At 38.5% G+C, this 19,509-nt stretch carries 9 protein-coding genes; all 9 read left to right on the forward strand.

Translation table 11 applies throughout. From position 1 onward, the window contains the following. Window positions 1-2,533 (forward strand): DUF2723 domain-containing protein (locus ACQR30_RS01505; RefSeq protein WP_429730261.1); only part of this gene is annotated, 2,533 nt, incomplete at its 5' end. Window positions 2,534-3,038: 505 nt separating this feature from the next. Then, window positions 3,039-6,092: a SusC/RagA family TonB-linked outer membrane protein gene (locus ACQR30_RS01510; protein WP_429730264.1), complete on the forward strand. Its 3,054-nt coding sequence runs from the start codon at window positions 3,039-3,041 to the stop codon at window positions 6,090-6,092. 18 nt (window positions 6,093-6,110) lie between these two features. Then, window positions 6,111-7,607, forward strand: a complete 1,497-nt coding sequence (locus ACQR30_RS01515) for a RagB/SusD family nutrient uptake outer membrane protein (RefSeq protein ID WP_429730268.1) — start codon at window positions 6,111-6,113, stop codon at window positions 7,605-7,607. Window positions 7,608-7,627: 20 nt separating this feature from the next. Further along, complete coding sequence (locus ACQR30_RS01520; RefSeq protein WP_429730270.1) at window positions 7,628-8,374, forward strand: rhamnogalacturonan acetylesterase; 747 nt, start codon at window positions 7,628-7,630, stop codon at window positions 8,372-8,374. A 37-nt stretch (window positions 8,375-8,411) separates the two neighbouring features. Then, window positions 8,412-9,836 (forward strand): arylsulfatase, encoded by a 1,425-nt coding sequence (locus tag ACQR30_RS01525; RefSeq protein WP_429730272.1) that lies wholly within the window; start codon window positions 8,412-8,414, stop codon window positions 9,834-9,836. Window positions 9,837-9,863: 27 nt separating this feature from the next. Continuing rightward, the gene (locus ACQR30_RS01530; RefSeq protein WP_429730274.1) at window positions 9,864-13,544 is read left to right on the forward strand and encodes a DUF4450 domain-containing protein; all 3,681 of its coding nucleotides are present in this window, start codon (window positions 9,864-9,866) and stop codon (window positions 13,542-13,544) included. A gap of 7 nt (window positions 13,545-13,551) precedes the next feature. Next, a complete protein-coding gene (locus ACQR30_RS01535) occupies window positions 13,552-16,476 on the forward strand; it encodes an exo-beta-1,4-galactosidase (protein ID WP_429730278.1) in 2,925 nt (974 codons plus the stop codon). A 7-nt stretch (window positions 16,477-16,483) separates the two neighbouring features. Continuing rightward, the gene (locus ACQR30_RS01540; protein WP_429730280.1) at window positions 16,484-18,655 is read left to right on the forward strand and encodes a hypothetical protein; all 2,172 of its coding nucleotides are present in this window, start codon (window positions 16,484-16,486) and stop codon (window positions 18,653-18,655) included. Between the two features lie 29 nt (window positions 18,656-18,684). Then, window positions 18,685-19,509, forward strand: an 825-nt coding sequence (locus tag ACQR30_RS01545; protein ID WP_429730283.1) for a glycoside hydrolase family 88 protein, incomplete at its 3' end; no start/stop codon positions are given.

Here is a 19,509-nt window from a genome sequence, read left to right on the forward strand (position 1 = left end):
CTTAATAGAAAAAGGCAATAAAAGTAAACAGGAGTTATATGGTGGCGCATATATCTTCTTCGTATTGAGTATAGTCATATTGGGTTTTGTACAGGTAGGCGTTATTCAGGAGTCTATTCAACAAGCAGGTAATATGGATATCTTTTTTGTGAATAGCTTAAATCTTCCATTGTTTAGTGGTTTCATTTTCTTTTTTGTGCTGGTGGCTGTTATTATGTGGTTTGCTTTTCGTTTTGCCAAAAAGAAAAACTGGCATTATGTGCGCCTGGGCTTATGGTGTTTAACTTTTATGTTTATAGGTTTTAGTTCTTATCTGACTACAATGATCCGTAGTACGGCTAATCCTTCTATTGATATGTTCAATGTAGATAATCCAATGAGTTTGGTGGGTTATCTTAATCGCTCTCAATATGGCTCATTCCCATTATTATATGGGCAAAAATTCACTGCAGAACCCGTCGCGCCATATTATGGCGATGAAAGTTATCAGAAAGGTGTTGATAGTGAAGGCCGAACAAAATATATTGCTACGGGCAAAGCATTTAGCTATATATACTCTCCTGATGATGAAATGATTTTTCCACGTGTTTGGAATACGAGCACCGATAGAAATCAAACAGATTTTTATGCATCTTGGTTAGGTATTGGCAAAGACCAGCAAACCGGACAATATGAAAGAGCGCCAAACTTTATTGATAATATGAAGTTTTTCTTGGGATACCAGGTTTATTACATGTATCTAAGATATTTCTTATGGAATTATAGTGGACGTCAAAATGATTTACAAGGCAATTCGGTTACTGATGTGCGCGATGGTAACTGGATTACCGGTATTCCCTTCATTGATAATTTGATGCTGGGTGATCAAAGCCAAATGCCGCATGCATTGCAGATAAATAAAGCGCATAACGTGTTGTTTGCATTACCACTCATCTTGGGATTAATTGGTATGTTCTTTCATTTTAAGAAAAAAGGCGACGATGCGCTGATTACATTCCTCTTATTCTTTATGACGGGTTTTGCGATTGTAATGTATTTAAATCAGGCCGGCAATGAACCACGTGAGCGAGATTATGCCTATGCCGGCTCGACCTATGCCTTTGCTATTTGGATAGGAATTGGCGTCTTTCAGGTGCGAAATTGGTTAGAGAAAATATCGAAGCCAAGAGTTGCAACAATCGCGGCCTCCGCCATATGTATGTTGGCAGTTCCTATTTTGATGGCTCAACAAGAATGGAATGATCATGATCGCAGTAATAAAAGATTGGCTCCGGATATGGCCATCGACTATTTAAAAAGTTGTGCGCCTAATGCCATTCTCTTTACATTTGGTGATAACGATACATATCCACTCTGGTATGCGCAGGAAGTAGAAGGGGTAAGACCAGATATTCGCGTCATTAATACCAGCTTATTAGGAATTGATTGGTATATCAATGATTTGCGGACTAAAGTAAATCAAAGCGATTCTATAGATGTGATCTTCACTAAAAAGCAGATAGAAGGAGATACGCGCAACCAGGTAATGTATGTGCCTAAAAATTATCCTCAGGACAGATATTATGATTTGTACGATATGCTGAAAAACTACGTGGGTAGTAATGATCCATCTAAAATGCAGGATTTGCGTAATGGAAGTTCCATTAATACTTTTCCTGTAAAGAATGTGTATGTTTCGGTTAATAAAGCAGAACTTTTGGCGAACGGTACCGTAAATGCTGCTGATAGCGTACCGGAAGCTATGCGCTTTACGATTGATAAAGCAAATTTGTTTAAAAATGATTTGGCCGAGTTGGCAATTATTGCTGCTAATAAATGGAAGCGCCCAATCTATTTTACCATGAATCATCAAACGGGATTAGGTACAAGTTTTGAATCTTATCTGCGCAAGGATGGCTTAAGTTATCGTTTGGTGCCGGTAATCAGCAAAGATACCAGCAGCAACGCGCAATACAACGAATATAAAACAAGGTTTGGTGCATTGTTAAAGGAAAATGTCAATACCGATTGGATGTATAATAAGTTAATGAAAGACTTTGTATTTGGTAATGCAGATGTGCCCGGTGTTTATTTTGATGAAGAAAATCGCCGGCACTTAATTACAATTCGCGAAGCCTTTGCTGACGAAGCAATTGATTTGGCAAGAGTGGGTAGAATTGATGATGCTAAGAAAGTTTTGGAAAAATGTGACCACATGATGCTGCAGGAAAATTTCCCTTATGGAATGCCTTCTAAATATGGTATGCATAATCAAACATCGTTTAAATTCTTGGTTGCGGCTTATTTGGCAAAGGACCAGCCATTGATCGAGAAAGTAACTAAATCGCTAAAGACAGATCTTGTACAGGAAGTTAATTACTATAATTCCTTATCTCCAGAGGACGCGAGCAATTATACTTATGAAACGCAATCGGCACAACAGTTTTTAATGGTTATGAGCCAAATGGAACAAGAACAGGCTACTAAAAATCCGGCGGCGAATTTGGAAAAGGCGGATAGTGGTTTGCATACAATTGATTCCATTAAAAAATAACAATCTGAAGATTGTAATTGAAAACGAGGCTGTCTCAAAAAATGAGACAGCCTCGTTTATGTTTTATGCATTCCCTAAAAATATCGAAGATAAAATGTTGAAAGCTCCATCTTTTTGAAATTTAATTGCCGTTTTTTTAATTTTTTCTGATTAAAAAAATTTAGATAAAATTATATAACAAATGTTTGTTTTAATTATTGATAAATTTAATTGAGAACAAATTCATATTGAGCAATTTATGATGTTTTACACGTAATAATTATGAGAAAAAATATCCCCTTTTGGGGCTGATTTTCAATGAGATTTTGCATTGATTTTTCCAAAATTTACAGGATGGTGCAGGATAGTTGTCGTTTATAATTCTACTAGTTTTAAAATTCAATTTACTTAGAAAAGTAAATTGATTCTTTTCTCTAAATGCTAAAAAATAGATGATATGCGACTTCCATCTTTAAAAAAACTTCCATGCAAGTTATTCATTAGCTTTCTTTTCTGTACTTTTTCAATGAATGTATTTGCGCAGCAAACAAAAACTGTTTCGGGGGTTGTGAAGGACTCTTTGACACAACTGCCACTCAACGGCGTTTCTGTAATGGAACAAGGAACTAACCATGGTACCGTAACCGATATGATGGGTAAGTTCAGTTTTCATCCCTCTAAACAAGAAGCTGTTTTGGTTTTTTCTTATTTAGGCTATGTTGTAAAGCGTGTGACACTTAATGACGAGACCAATATTGGTCAGGTTTATTTAACCGCTGATACAAAATCATTAAGCGATGTGATTGTTATCGGTTATGGTACACAAAATAAAAAGGACTTAACGGGCGCTGTTTCCCAAATTACTTCTAAAGATATAGAAGACAGACCTATCACGCGGGTAGAGCAGGCCATGCAAGGTCATATGGCAGGAGTTCAGGTAAGAACGACTACTGGCGAACCTGGTGCGGCCTTACAAATAAGGGTAAGAGGTTCCGCTTCGGTAAATGGTAGCAATGATCCATTATATGTTGTTGATGGAGTCCCTGTTGATAATTTAGATGATATTAACCCTGATGATATTGCTTCTTTGAATGTTTTGAAGGACGCTGCGTCGACAGCTATTTATGGTTCTAGAGCGACGAATGGTGTTGTCTTGATTACAACGAAATCAGGCCAGAAAGGCAAAACGAGGTTTACTTTTAGCACGACTTATTCTGCACAAAGCCTGGCCAAGAAAATGGATATGATGTCAGCTCCTGAATGGATAGATTTGGTTACGCAAATTGAAGATTCAAGCTATGTGAAGCAAGGGTTGCAGCTTGGAAAGACTTGGAGTCCTAATGACCCCGTTAGCGTAAGGCAAGCCAATTTAGGTATTACTGGCAGAAATGCAACTTACATACCCGATCCCAGATGGCAGGATGGAACAGATAGTTTAGACTATATTGATTGGCAGGATGCTTTTTACAGAGTCGCTCCTATGACAAATTATCAATTAGCCGCTTCCGGAGGTACTGATAAAATTACTTATCGCATTTCGGGTAATTATTTAGATCAGGACGGAATAGCGGTAAACTCAAATTATAAACTATTTTCTATTCGGGCCAATATTCAAGCTCAGCTTACCCCGTTTTTAAAGATGGGATTGGATTTAGCCCCTTCTTATTCCTGGTCGGATGGTGCAAATGTAGATGGTAAAGATGCGCAATCGCACCATGTTTTAGCAATGGTACCTGTGACGGAAAAAGATGCGGGCCTTAACAGTGGTATAGCCCCTTATGGGCCTTATTATTGGGCAGGTTCCACACAGAGCCCGGTCGCATACCAAAGACTTACGACGAACAAGGTTACAAGACAAAGATTGATTTCAAATCTTTATTTAAATGCGGATATATACAAAGGACTTAGTTTTAAGGTTACCGGTGGTTGGAATACGAGTCAACAAAATTCAAAAAGTTACCATCCTTCGATAGGCTTAAATCAACAGCCAGGTTCAAGTAGTTCTGCTTCTTACAATACGGCAAACAGTCAATATTATCTTTTTGAGTCACTATTAACTTACGATCGGTCCTTTGGCAAGAGTCATATAAACGCTATTGCAGGTTACACGGCTGAGCAAACGCTTAACGTAAACACGAATCAAAGTGCTAATAAATTTGCCAATGATGATTTAACTACAATTGATAATAGCACTTCAACGATTACTAAATCGACGGTAACAGAATTGAAAAGGACTTTGATTTCTTATCTTAGTAGAGTTCAATACAGTTATGCCGACAAATATTTATTAAGCGCGAGTTTCAGAAGAGACGGCTCATCCATTTTTGGTTCCAATAATCCCTGGGGGAATTTTCCCTCCTTAGGAGTAGGTTGGAATGTCGCCAATGAATCTTTCATGAAACATCTTCCCTGGCTTTCAGAATTTAAACTACGCTACAGCATTGGTGAAAATGGTAATAATGGTATTCCTGATTATTTGGCGTATGGCGGTATTTCTTCAGCTAACTATTCTTTTGCCAATAACCTGGTAAACGGATATGTACCTAGTTCTATTTCAAATCAAAATTTGAAATGGGAAAAAACGAGATCAAGTGACTACGGTTTGGATTTTGGCCTTCTAAATAATCGTATTTCTGGAACTGTAGATTATTATTACAAACTCACCACGGATATGTTGCTGAATGTCCCTTTCGCACTAGCTACCGGATTTTCAAGTGGTTATCAAAACATAGGACATTTATCTAATCAGGGTTGGGAATTTTTGGTGAACACCAATAACATCACCGGTAAGTTTCAATGGCAAACCACTTTGAACTTTAGTCTAAACAAAAACAAAATTTTAGCGTTAGGAAATGGCAATGCACCTATTCATACCGGTTTTAGCAACCTTACCCAAATTGACGAAGTCGGCCAGCCGATTGGCGAATATTACTTATATGACGCTATCGGGGTTTATAAAGACCAAAGCGACTTGGACAATAGCCCACATATGCCTACAAACATTGTCGGAGATGTAAAGTACAAAGACGTAAATGGCGACGGCAAAATAGATGACAAGGACAGAACTTTAATGGGCCAGCCAGATCCTACATTCAACTGGGGCATCTATAATACATTTAACTACAAAGGTTTTGATTTGTCTTTCTTAATACAAGGTTCCGGTGGTAACAAGGTTTATAATTTAATAGGTCGCGCTATTGACCGCCCTGGAATGGGATATCGTTCAAATCCCCTGGGTCGCTGGAGAAACCGCTGGCGTTCACCTGAAGATCCCGGCGATGGCTATACGCCGAGAATTGATGGAACTACCGGTGGTTTGTATGATTCAAGATGGTTGTACAACGGGACTTATGCGCGTTTTAAAAATATTACAATAGGTTATAATTTACCCAATAATCTTGTAAAAGGAATTACTTCTGCAAGAATATATATAAGCGGTGAAAACCTGTTTTATATTAAGAATAGTGACTATGGTGGCTACAGTCCTGAATTAGAGAATAATGTAACAGGTTCTAATTATGATTATGGATCTTACCCTGATGCAAAGACTTTCCTCATAGGCATTAATATTGGGTTTTAATAGAAAAAATAAAGTGAAATGAAAAAGATAATATTCCCCATTTTAATAGGCGCATTCATGCTATCTTCTTGTGGTAAAAGTTTTTTAAATGTAAAACCTACTTCAAGTATAACAGCAGGTAGTTTTTATAAGTCTCAGCAAGATATACAGCAAGCAATGACCGGTGTATATGCAAGTTTAAGAGACTGGCCGGTAGATATTTATTGGTATTTATCGGAAATTAGGTCTTCCAATTATTATGTAATTTCGGATGGCGCGCAAAGAGATTGGTACGACTTCTCTAATTTCTCTGACAATCCACAGGATGAGACATTGCATACTACCTGGCAAAGTCTTTATACTATGATAAACAGAGCCAATGCGGTACTCGAAAATATTGACAATATTACTTTTACTTCGGAGACTTTAAGGACGCAATATAAAGCTGAAGCAAGGTTTCTTAGAGCATTCGCTTATTTTCAACTAGTACGTTTGTGGGGCCATGTGCCATTGGTTACTAAAGTAATTTCTCCACAAGAAGGCATCCAAATAAAACAATCTGACCCGGCGGTTGTTTATAAATATATTACTTCGGAAATGAACGCGATACAAGATTCTTTACCCAGCGTATATACAGGTAGTGACATTGGTCGTGCTACAAAATGGGCAGTAAAAGGAGTTCTGGCAAAAGTGTATCTGACCATGGCAGGAAATCCATTGAATCAAGCGGATAAAGAAGATAGTGCCCAAGTCTTGTTAAAGCAGATAATAGATAATGAAGGTAAAAATGCGTCTTTAACGTTTACCCCTAATTATGCAGATCTTTTTGGGTATAAAAATGACAACCTTCATGATATTTTTGAAGTGCAATATATCTCAGGTGGATTAGGTGAAGGAAGCAGCTATCCGTCGCAGAATATACCGCCGGATTTAAGTCTGAGTCTGGTAAGTGTAAAATCACTTTTGTTTACTACCAGTGTGCAGGTGTCACAAGATCTGGTTAGTTCTTTCGACACTAATGATTCCAGGTTCAATGTCACAATTGATACATCCTACGTAACAGGTGATAATCCGCCTCAACAGGGACATACACCATTTTTCAAAAAATTTGTTGATTTTGGATTAAACAACTTAACCAATTACGACGATTGGCCGGAAAATTTCCCACTTCTTAGGTATGCTGACGTATTGTTGATGTATGCTGAGACACTGAATGATAAAGGGAGCATACCACCTCCAGAGGCCATAGGCATCCTCAACCGAATCCGCCAGAGAGCTGGATTGTTGCCCATCACTCCCGCAACCAAGCAGGCTTTTGCAACTGCCCTGGAGCAGGAATACAGGCACGAGTTTGCTGATGAAGGTCAGTATTGGTTTTATTTGCTAAGAACCAATCGAGCCATTCCGGTAATGAATGCTTGGTTCGCAGCCACTTCGCAAAATAAAACGATAGACATTCATAATTTGGTGTATCCGATTCCTCAATCTGAAATAGATATTTACCCCGGTTTATACAATCAAAATAATGGGTATTAAATAAAAAAAATAAGGGTATTATGAAATTAAAGTTCCCGGCATTTTTGCTTGTTATTTTACTGTTGTCCTTTTCATTTGTGGGGCAAAAAAAGAAAATTAGAATATTTATGGCGGGAGATTCCACCATGCAAAACTATAATATCGCAAAAACGCCACAAAGAGGCTGGGGGCAAATGCTCCCGGACTTCTTTAATAAGAACGTGGTTATATTCAATGAAGCAAGAGGCGGTCGCAGTACTAAGTCATTTATAAAAGAAGGTCTGTGGCAAAAGCTAATAGATTCGGTGCGTGCGGAAGATTGGGTATTTATAGAATTTGGACATAATGATCAAGATAAGAGAAAGCCTGAAAGATTTACTCCGCCGCAGGATTACAAAATAAATCTGGAGAGAATGGTTAGGGATGTATTGGCAAAAGGAGCACATCCGGTTTTGTTGACGCCCATTGCAATGCGTTCTTTCAAACCTGATGGTAGATATTATGATGGCCATGGAGATTATCCAGAAAAAGTAAGGGAAGTGGCTCAAGCATTTAAAATACCTATCATAGATTTAGACAAGACTTATGGTGAAGTTATAAGTGAATTAGGCCCCGAGAAGTCTAAGGATCTCTTTATGAATTTTGATGCGAATATTTATCCGGCATTTCCGAAAGGAGACAAAGACAATACGCATCAGAGAGAAGCAGGAGCAAGAGAAATTGCGAAGTTGGCGGTTCAGGGAATCAGAGAAAATAATATAAAAACATTAATTGAAAATCTTAAATAGTCCTAATTATTTTTTGTTACGCAGGTAAAAATTTATAATGAAATTATCAACGATTATATTCACCTTATTGTTGTCAGTCTATGTTTCAAGTGTGGCAAAATCGCAATCGATTAGAGACGCGAAGCCTAATATAATTTTTATTCTGGCAGATGACATGGGCTATGGTGATGCCGGTTGTTACGGACAGAAATTGATACATACACCGAATATAGATCAACTTGCAAAAGACGGGATGTTGTTTACACAGTTTTATGCAGGTACCGCGGTATGTTCTCCTTCGCGCTCTGCTTTTATGACAGGCACGCATACTGGCCATACGCCGGTTCGGGGAAATATTTCGGTAAAGCCAGAAGGCCAATGGCCCCTGCCTGACACCACTATTACGGTAGCGCGTGCACTGCAAAAAGCGGGTTATATTACCGGCGCAATCGGGAAATGGGGCTTAGGTGGTATCCATACTTCTGGAGATCCGTTGAAACAAGGGTTTAGTTATTTTTTTGGATATAACAGTCAAAGCTTAGCGCATAATTATTACCCGGACCATTTATGGGAAAATGATACGCGCATAAACTACGACAATACACCCCAACATCAGGTTTATTATTCTGCAGCAATTATCCAAAACAAAGCGTTGGCATTTATCGACAGGAATAAAAACAAAGCATTTTTTTTGTACCTGGCATATACATTACCTCATGCGGCATTGCAAGTACCTGATGATAGCCTTTTTGAGAATTACAAAAAACAATTCAAAGAAAAGCCCGTAAGTATTCCAAAAGTATGGAATGGTAAACGATTGCAACCGCAACCATATCCGCGTGCTGCCTATGCGACAATGGTTTCCCGATTGGACCAGTATGTGGGACAAATTGTAAAAAAGCTCAAGGCATTAGGATTGGAGAAAAACACATTGGTGATTTTTACAAGCGATAACGGTCCGCATGCAGAAGGGGGAAATGATCCCTATTATTTTAATAGTAATGGATCTTTGCGGGGGATCAAGCGCGATGTTTATGAGGGAGGTATTCGAGAACCAATGATTGCGTCTTGGCCAGGAAAGATTAAAGCAGGAACCGTCTCTAACTATATCGGTGCATTTTGGGATTTTGTACCAACATTTGCAGCGATTACACACGCTAGCGCACCTATTTATACAGACGGATTATCTATTTTACCTACACTATTGGGGCGTAAAAATCAACAGCAACATACATATTTGTATTGGGAATTTCATGAACAGGGAGGTAAGCAAGCCGTTAGATTACAAGATTGGAAAGCAATCCGTTTAAATGTAATGAATAACAAAGATGCACCTGTTGAATTATACAACTTAAAATCGGATCCAAAAGAAACAAAAAATGTTGCGGGCAAGCATTTGGGAATTGTAGAAGAAATGAAAATGATCATGGCGGAAGCTCATGTAAAAAGTCAGGCATTTCCTTTTGGGAAAGTAGATGAATAACCATATCCTAAATGATAGTATTAGTCAATGAAGTACAACAATAAATATCTATTTCATACATTACCATTGTTTTTTGTGGTACTGCTATCGCTATGCAGCAACTCTTCCGGACAAAGTGTTCAAAATAAAGTTGGCCCTACGGATAATGTAAGATTGTTACGCTATCGTCCGCAAGGAAGAGATTTTGTGATTATTAACGGCAATAAGAAGTATAACCGTGCTTTGTATGGAACGCACACTGCTTTTAGAGTGGAAGGAGGAGATTTGCCTGAGTTCGCTTTGTTCATGCCAGGAATTGGTGGAGATATGAAATTAGGAATTATGACTCATTCGGGATCTAAATGGTTGAATGATTTTGATACCATAGAAATGCGGTACCAGCCCGGAACAATATTATATAGACTAAAAGACAACTCAATAGGCCCTGCCGAAATTCGCCTGCAACTTTTGGCGATGGCTGACAGAGAGGGAATGTTGCTAAAAGCACAGATTTTTAATGCGCAAAAGGAAATCTCTTTGATCTGTGTTTACGGCGGTGCAAGCGGTATGCATCCTTCACGTAATGGTGATATAGGCGCGGATCCGAGTTCTGACTTCTCCCTCACGCCCCAACATTCCAAGGGAAATAAATTTACATTAGATAAAGACGGATTTAGTTTATTTTTTCACGACAGGAAAGGAGATATTAGATTGAATGCCGTTGTGCCGTCCTCGGCTGTCTCTAAAATTGGCGATGCTAATGAATTAAGTACACCCAAACAGCTCTGGTCTTCGAATGAAAGTAAGGAAACACCTGTTTTTATCTGCTCTAATGAATTAGCAAATGAGCGTCCATTATTTTTTTCGGTATTCAGGAAAGGAAATTCAGATAATGTAACTTATCAAAAATTACCACAGATTTTTAACGCGGCAACGGACTATATTCAAAAGATTGCAGATAGAGTTAATATAGAGACGCCCGATCCATATCTAAATACATTAGGTGGAGATTTGAGTATTGCGGCAGATGGCATTTGGGAATCGCCTGCCTACATGCATGGCGCTGTTGCGTGGCGTATGTGGTTAAACGGTTGGAGGGGTGCTTATGTGGCGAATGATTTGGGATGGCATGATAGAGCAGAGGCTGAATTCACCGCCTATAACAAAATGCAACTTACCTCACCGGATACAGCAATTACCTTTCCCGATACCGCATTTCATTTAGCAAGACAAAAACAAAAATTGGGCGTTGGCATTTATAACAGTGGTTATATTACAAGGCTTCCGGAAGGCAAGCTTGTGGCCAATCATTATGATATGAATTTGGTGTACATAGATGAAATGTTGCGAAATTTTCAGTGGACAGGTGATACCATTTTTTTGCGTAAATGTTGGCCGGTTATAAAAAGAAATATTGACTGGGAAAAGCGAAATTTTGATCAGGACGATAATGGTTTGTTTGATGCGTATGCCTGTATTTGGGCAAGCGATGCCTTGCAATATAGCGGTGGTGATGTAGCGCATAGTTCGGCCTACAACTATTACGCAAATAAGCAAGCTGCAGTTATCGCTAAGCTTTTAGGATATGATGCGCGCCCTTTCTTAAGCGAAGCTGCAAAAATAAAATCTGCGATGAACAGTATTTTGTGGATGCCTGATGATGGATGGTATGCGGAGTATAAAGATCGCTTAGGCTTGCAACTTTTGCATACAGATGCTGCATTATGGACAATTTATCATTCGATAGATTCCGATGTTCCCGATGCCTTTCAGTCATATCAAATGCTGCGGTATGTTGATACACACATTCCGCATATTCCTATTAAATGCCCGAAGCTTAAGGGGGATTATTATATGCTCTCTACCACAGATTGGATGCCTTATGTATGGAGCTTAAATAATGTAGTGATGGCGGAGATGGGGCATACAGCACTTGCTTATTGGCAGGGTGGGCGAAACGAAGAGGCCTTCAAACTTTTTAAAAGTATGATTGTTGAGAGCATGTTTTTAGGGTCGAGTCCGGGTAACTTTGAACAGATTTCTTATTATGACAAGAATAGAGGCGAACTGTTCCGCGATTTCGCAGATCCAATTGGCATTAGCTCAAGGGCCCTGGTAGAGGGGCTTTATGGAATAAAACCAAATGCGTTGATTGATACTTTGACGATAGTGCCAGGTTTTCCTATGGCTTGGAAAAAGGCTGCTATTAATTTGCCGGATATTCAATATTCGTTCAAAAGGAATGACCATGTAGATATCTATGAGATAAACACTTCTTTTAAAAAGGAAATGAATTTAAAACTCCTGGTAAATGCCCCTGCAGTTAATGTTTCGGGTATTGAAGTGAATGGGAAAAAAGTTATTTGGAAGAATAATGTAGATGCAATAGGTAAGCCGCAAATAGAATTACTATTGCCTGCTCAAAAAAAATATAGTATAAAAATTAAATGGGGTGATATAGCGCAAACTACGGCTGTATATGATTCAAATGCTGTGGTAGGTAGTAGGTTCTCTCTGGATTTTCCGCATGCGACAATTGTATCGTTAAACGATCCTCAAAAAATATTGTCTGATGTAAATATTGTAGGCCATCATTTGACTGCGAACATTAATGGTAGTTGCCAAAGGCATTCTTTTTTTATTCAAATAAAGCAAGGACAATTTTGTTGGTGGATGCCTGTAAATATTAATTTAAAGAAGCCTTTTCAGATTTCAGGTTTTTATAATCAAAACAAAGATGGGATGAGTTTGCGTATAAAAAATAATTCTTCGAGTAACTCACTTAAGGGATTTATTGTTTCCGCAAATGATTTTCGTAAAAAGATAGATGCTTCTGTTACTTCTAATCATTATTGTGATGAAATATTTATTCCCGCGAAGTATTTATTTTTTGGAACAAATAAAGTTTCGGTTCAGATAAATAATTTGATAATAGACACAATCATCTCTTATTGGAATATACAAGATGAAGAGGAAGATTTAAAAAACAAGCCGGCGCATTACACGTATGAAGCCGTGAACATGACCCATTTTTTTAACGATATGGTTACTAATATTTTTAAAAATAAGTACTTGCATCCACGCCCTACTTCTCCTACTTTGCAATTGCCCGTTCAGGGGGTAGGCAACTGGTGTAGTCCACTAGTGATGCCCGATATAAATGATAAAGGGTTAAGGGGAAATGCCATTAATAACTATTTCAAACTGAAAAATGGGCTATCATTTTTTACACCCGAAAAGATAAATACTTCTAACATTTTATTTACGTCTCAATGGGATAATTATCCTAAAAATGCAATAATTCCTTTAAGTGGAAAAGCCTGTCACGCGTATTTCCTGATGGCCGGAAGTACCAATGCCATGCAAACCAGAATGACAAATGGTGAGATTATTATTCACTATAAGGATAATACAGCCGATACACTTTTATTGAAAAATCCCGACAATTGGTGTCCCATAGAACAGGATTACACTTTTGATAAATATGCATTTCCTTGCCATGCGCCACAACCATACCGGTTGTATTTACAAAGTGGGAAGGTTGCAAAACAAAGTGATAAGTATATAAATATTGGCGGGCTGACGACGGTAGGAGTTCCGGGTGGGGCCGCGACAATTTTGGATATGCCTTTAAATAATGCAAAAATATTACAATCACTGGAACTTAAAACGGTTACCAATGATGTTGTTATCGGCCTCATGAGCGTCACGTTGGTTAGAAAAAAATAAGAATTATATGAAGCGAATGTTTAAGGATAAAGCTAAAAAACTGTTTATAAGTGTTGGTGCGGTAATAATTTCATTATTTATTATCACAAATTGCCCGGCGCAAAATGCCAATACTATATCCCTTGCAGGTAAATGGAGCTTTAAAATAGATCGCGAAGATGTAGGTATTCTCCAAAAATATTTTGAAAGTAATTTGGACGGATCTATTCTTTTGCCCGGCTCTATGGTGCAAAATAATTTGGGGGATGATGTCACCTTAGACACCCATTGGACGGGTAGCATTTATGACAGCTCTTGGTACTTTAACCCTCGAATGGCCAAATATAGAACGCCAGGTAATCTTAAATTTCCTTTTTTTCTTACTCCCAATAAAAGATATGTAGGTGCTGCCTGGTATCAAAAGACTGTAGACATTCCGGCTAATTGGACCAATAAACATATAACTTTATTCTTGGAACGTGCGCATTGGCAAACCAAAGTATGGGTTGACAATAAGGCTGTTGGTGAAAGAAATAGCTTAAGTGCACCTCAGGTATATGATTTGACCAAAGAACTTTCTAAGGGAATACATAGAATTACTATAAGAGTCGATAATCGCATTCATGCAATCAACCCCGGTCAGGATTCGCACAGTATTACAGATCAAACTCAAGGTGACTGGAATGGCATAGTGGGTAAAATCGTCTTGGAAGCCGTGCCTGAAATTTGGATAAAACAAATTCAAACTTTTCCCGATTTGGAAAATCATTTGGTGCGCGTAAAGTTGTTTATTCATAATAATCTAAAGCAATCTGAAACAGCAAAAGTGACTCTTTCTGCAAATAGTTTTAATAGCCCGGAAAATCAAAAAGTTGCGCCAATTTCTCAAAACATACATTGTATAAACGGAGACGAAGAGGTGACTATCGATTATCCAATGGGAAAAGATTTCCTTGCCTGGAACGAATTCCATCCTGCATTGTATCATTTAAACGTTCAGTTAATTTCAAATCAGGGAGAAGACAATGCAAAAACAGATTTTGGCATGCGGTCGTTCAAAATCAATGGAACGCGATTTGCCGTTAATGGTGTAAATACTTTCTTAAGAGGAACAGTTGAAAATTGTGATTTTCCAATTACAGGTTACGCGCCAATGGATGTCCCGTCCTGGCAACGTGTTTTTAAAATAGCTAAATCTTATGGCCTAAATGAAATGCGTTTTCATTCTTATTGCCCGCCAGAAGCGGCGTTTGAAGCGGCAGACTTAGAAGGGTTTTATTTGCACGTGGAGGGTCCAAGTTGGGCGAATCACGGATCTTCACTGGGCGATGGAAAACCGATAGATCAATATATTTATGACGAAACTAATCGCATCGATGATGCCTATGGAAATCATCCTTCTTTCTGCATGATGGCTTATGGTAACGAACCTCGCGGCGGACATCAGGCAGCGTATCTAAATAAGTTTGTTGACTACTGGGTCGCCAAGGATTCCCGGCATGTGTATACAGGGGCCTCGACTGGTATGAGCTGGCCATGGGTGAATCAGGAGCAGTTCATCGTTCGCTCCGGCCCGCGTGGATTAAATTGGGCAACAGTGGGACCTAATACCCTCACCAGTTTTTATGACGCTATTAAGGATCATCCGATTCCTTATATTTCTCACGAGGTGGGCCAATATTGTGCTTTCCCTGATTTTACAGAAATTAAAAAATACACCGGTGTTCATAAAGCGAAAAACTTTGAACTTTTTCAACAAGATCTAAAAGATCATTTCATGGGTGACCAGGCGCATGATTTTTTAATGTCCTCCGGCAAATTGCAGTTGCTCTGTTATAAAGGAGAAATAGAAAAGGCACTTAGGACACCTGGCTTTGCAGGCTTCGAGCTTTTGGGCTTAAATGATTATTCCGGACAAGGAACTGCGTTAGTTGGTGTACTAAATGTTTTTTGGCAAAGCAAAGGCTATGTGGATGCTGACCAGTTTAAAGCATTTAGCGGTTCAGTTGTTCCTTTAGCGCTCATCCCGAAATTTGTATATAAAAATAATGAACAATTTAAAGCCGCCATTCAGATTGCAAATTTCGGTGAGGGCGAAATAAAAAATGCCCATCCGCAGTGGCAACTGACAGATGAGCAGGGACAGGTCGTTGCGAATGGAGCATTGGTGATTCAAAATATTCCGATCGGGAACGCTATTGCATTAGGTGAGGTAAATATCCCGCTGAGTAAAATCGCAAAAGCAGCGCAGCTGCGCTTTTCTGTCTCTTTAAAAGGTACCTCTATAAAAAATAGCTGGAATATTTGGGTATATCCTAATAGTGAAATTACGCAAAAGGATAGTAGTCAAATCTACTTTTGCCACGAGTTAAATGGGCAGGCGACAGAAGCCCTGAAGCAAGGTAAAAAAGTGCTTTTATTATGCGCGGGAAAAGTGCAAATGGGCAAAGATGTTGCCATGCATTTTTTGCCGGTATTCTGGAATACATCTTGGTTTAAAATGCGTCCGCCACATACCACCGGAATTTATTTGAACCCGGCGGACCCGGCCTTCAAATATTTTCCTACAGAAGATTTTAGTGATTTTCAATGGTGGAGTTTGGTCAATAAACAACAGGTCATGTGGTTAAAAGATTTTCCCCATGATTTTAGACCTCTCGTGCAGCCAATAGATACCTGGTTTTTAAATAGAAGATTGGGATTAATATTTGAAGCGAAAGTAGGTAATGGCCGGTTGATGGTTTGTAGCGCCGATTTGTCCAGCAATTTAAATAGTCGTCCAGCTGCCCGACAACTCTTATACAGTCTCACTAAATATATGGAATCGAAGGATTTTAAGCCCAAAGCGCGTGTTGATTTAGAGGTAATTCAGAACCTCTTTAAAAAGCAGATATCTCAAAGTTTCAATACTTATTCACACGAGACGCCTGATGAATTGAAGCCAAGAAAATAATTAGTAAATGAAAAAAATTTCTGTTTTAATATATTTTTTAGTTGCGGGCTTTGTTTCCCTAAATGCACAGCAATATAATTATGTTGTCATTAAAAAAGATGCACATCCGGCTATTAAATCCGCCGCGAAAATAATTGCAGAAAAATTTCAGATTCCCTTAGCACATATTAAAGAAGTAGATAAAATTGATAACCCTAAAACGGGTGAAATTGTTTTGGATTGCGGTAATCCTAGCCCATCTGAACGACAATTTATAGGCCAGAATCCTGCGGAAACAAAATTTGACGGCTATCTTGTCAGATTCAAGAATGGGGGAGCGATGATCATTGGAAAACGCCCCCGGTCGTTATTATATGCAGCGGGCGATTTTAATGGGTGGAAAGAAAAGCATAGCGGTATATATATTCGCCAGCCCGATTTCAAAATAAGGGATGTTAACTTAGGGGGAAATGATAATATTACACAACTAATTGTAAAGACTGGGGCGAACATCGTTTTTCAAAATATTCATCCTAATTTTATAACACTCAAAAATAGCTTCCCGCAAATCTATAATAATATTGCTCGGCAAGATCAACAGAGATTATTAATACAGGAAAACAGAGCAGGCCTTTTTGCGGCAAAGCTTGCTAAGGAATGCCACGATGCGGATGTTGATTTTTACCCATTCTTGTATGGTAATGATATTGTAAAATGGTCGCCTATTTTGGCAAAAGCTATTTACAAAACCTATCCAAACATAGAAGGCAAGCGTGCAGTGAGTTCTTGGGAAAAAGCAACCTTAAACCCTTCCTTGAATATTACATGGGACATAATTCATGCAATAGTTGATGAATATATGCAGACAATGCATGGTGATGGGATGATGGCTACTTTCTGGGATGACTATGGATTATATAGTCAGGATAGCTTATCTGTTGCGAATGGTATGAACCTCTTTGATAATGAATTACAAAAGATTGTGGGTGTCTATGACGATGTTTTGAGTAAAGATAAAAAGCCGCTTATTATTCGTACCTGGTCGTCCGGAAGAGCCCACTGGGTCCCCTTGAGAAACAACAGGAATCAAATTGAATTACAATTTGTACATGCGCCGGGCTATGGTGGATTCAGTGGATCTAGATTAGATACCTGGGGTAAGGTAATTGATTCTTTGCCATCTCGGATTATACTTCAAACCAAGGCATATATGTCTGATTGTTTCCCGGCAGCAAGAGACAATACTTTAATTGGGAAAACAAAATCGCATCCGCAAATAATAGAATATCAAATGACGGGACAAACCACGGGATTGTATTTTTTGCCGGCAGTTAATGTAAATTATACAGATTCTACTATCAAAAGAGCCCATCGCATTATAGGCGAAAATAGTGGAACCAGTTTGTTCTATGGTGCTACACATCAAGCGCATTATAATTTGTTGAATGATATTGCTAATAGTGTCAATCTATTTGCTTGGAAAGAACTTTCTTGGAACGTAAATACGAGTGTGGATGCTATCTGGAGTGCCTGGGCAACGCCTATTTATGGAGAAAAAGCGGCACCATATATTATCCATGCTTTGGAGCTTTCAGAGCCGGCGGTCAATAAGGTATTTTCTACCCTGGGTTTTGGTTGGGAAACCAATTCTGGGTTTCCCGGGAGCATTGCCAGAAGAGAGGTTCTGTTAATGTACACCAATCGTTTTTATCTGCCTGAATACCAGCATTATTTGCTTCCTAATAAAGAAAATATTCAAAGAGTTATTCAGGAAAAAGAGGAAGCGTTGAGTGATATTGATTCTATGTTTATTTATTTAAATAAGGCAAAACCTTATTTAAAGGCTGGTCAATACGAAGAACTTTATACTCGGTTTAATTGGTTAAAATATGTAGCCATTGAAAATAAATTAGTAGAAGTAAGTTATTGGCGTTTTCGTTATCTGCGCTACTTGTACTCATTAAGAACAACAGACATAGCCGAAATGAAAGCTATCGATACTGCTTATAAACAGGCAACCTATTATAAAGACAGCCTTTTCCAGTATGCTCCCCAAACTCGTTTCAGTGGTTACGATGGTAAGCTTGGTGAAGTGGGTGGAAGAAGACGTATTGGATTGGGCAACCCGATGTCTATCATGAATGATATAGAAAAGCAGTCGAAACAATTTGTTGTGGAATTTACAGGCCCCGAAAACTAATGCGTATTTAAAAAAAAGATATGAATATTATGAAAAAAGTAAAATTGCTGGTTTTGTTGTTTGCTTTGTGTACACAGTTTGCAAATGCACAAAATGACAATCGAATTGAATCCGTGCTCAGGAAAGTTGCGGACAGAATTGTCTCACAAACTTCTTATCAGTTTGTCAATACAAAGACTGGCCAAACCTATAGCGACTTAAAAGGGGTTCCCTTTTCTTTAGATATAAAAGTAAAAAGTGCCTACAACGACTGGCATTATACCAATGGTGTTTTGGATATAGCGATGATGGAATTGGCTAAGAAATTAGATGACCAGAAGTATCAAAAATATGTTCAAAAGAATATGGATTTTGACTTCAATGATGATAATCTACATTATTTTAAAAAACAATACAATGAAGTACTGAAACAAAGAAACGGCATTGAGAATGTTAGTAAGCAATCGATGTACATGTTTTTTAGAATGATTCGTTTAGATGATTATGGAACGATGGCGGCAAGTCTTATTGATTTATATGAAAAAGACAGAAATCCATTATTTAAAGAATATTTTGACAAGGCTGCACACGAACTCTTGTATGCTGAACCGAGGTTGAAGGATGGAACTATTGCTCGATACGATCCGCACCAGATGACTGTTTGGGCAGATGATTTGTATATGAGCGTTTCTTTGTTGGCGAGGATGGGTAAGCTCACTGGTGATCACAAGTATTTTGATGACGCCACGCACCAGATTATACAATTTCATCATTATTTGTGGGATGACACCAAACAAATTTATTACCACTGCTATTATACTGATAGCAAAGAAAATGGCGTTGCTTATTGGGGTAGATGCAATGGATGGGTCATG

The sequence above is a fragment of the Arachidicoccus sp. genome, from assembly GCF_050436765.1.
Classification (GTDB): Bacteria; Bacteroidota; Bacteroidia; order Chitinophagales; family Chitinophagaceae; genus Arachidicoccus.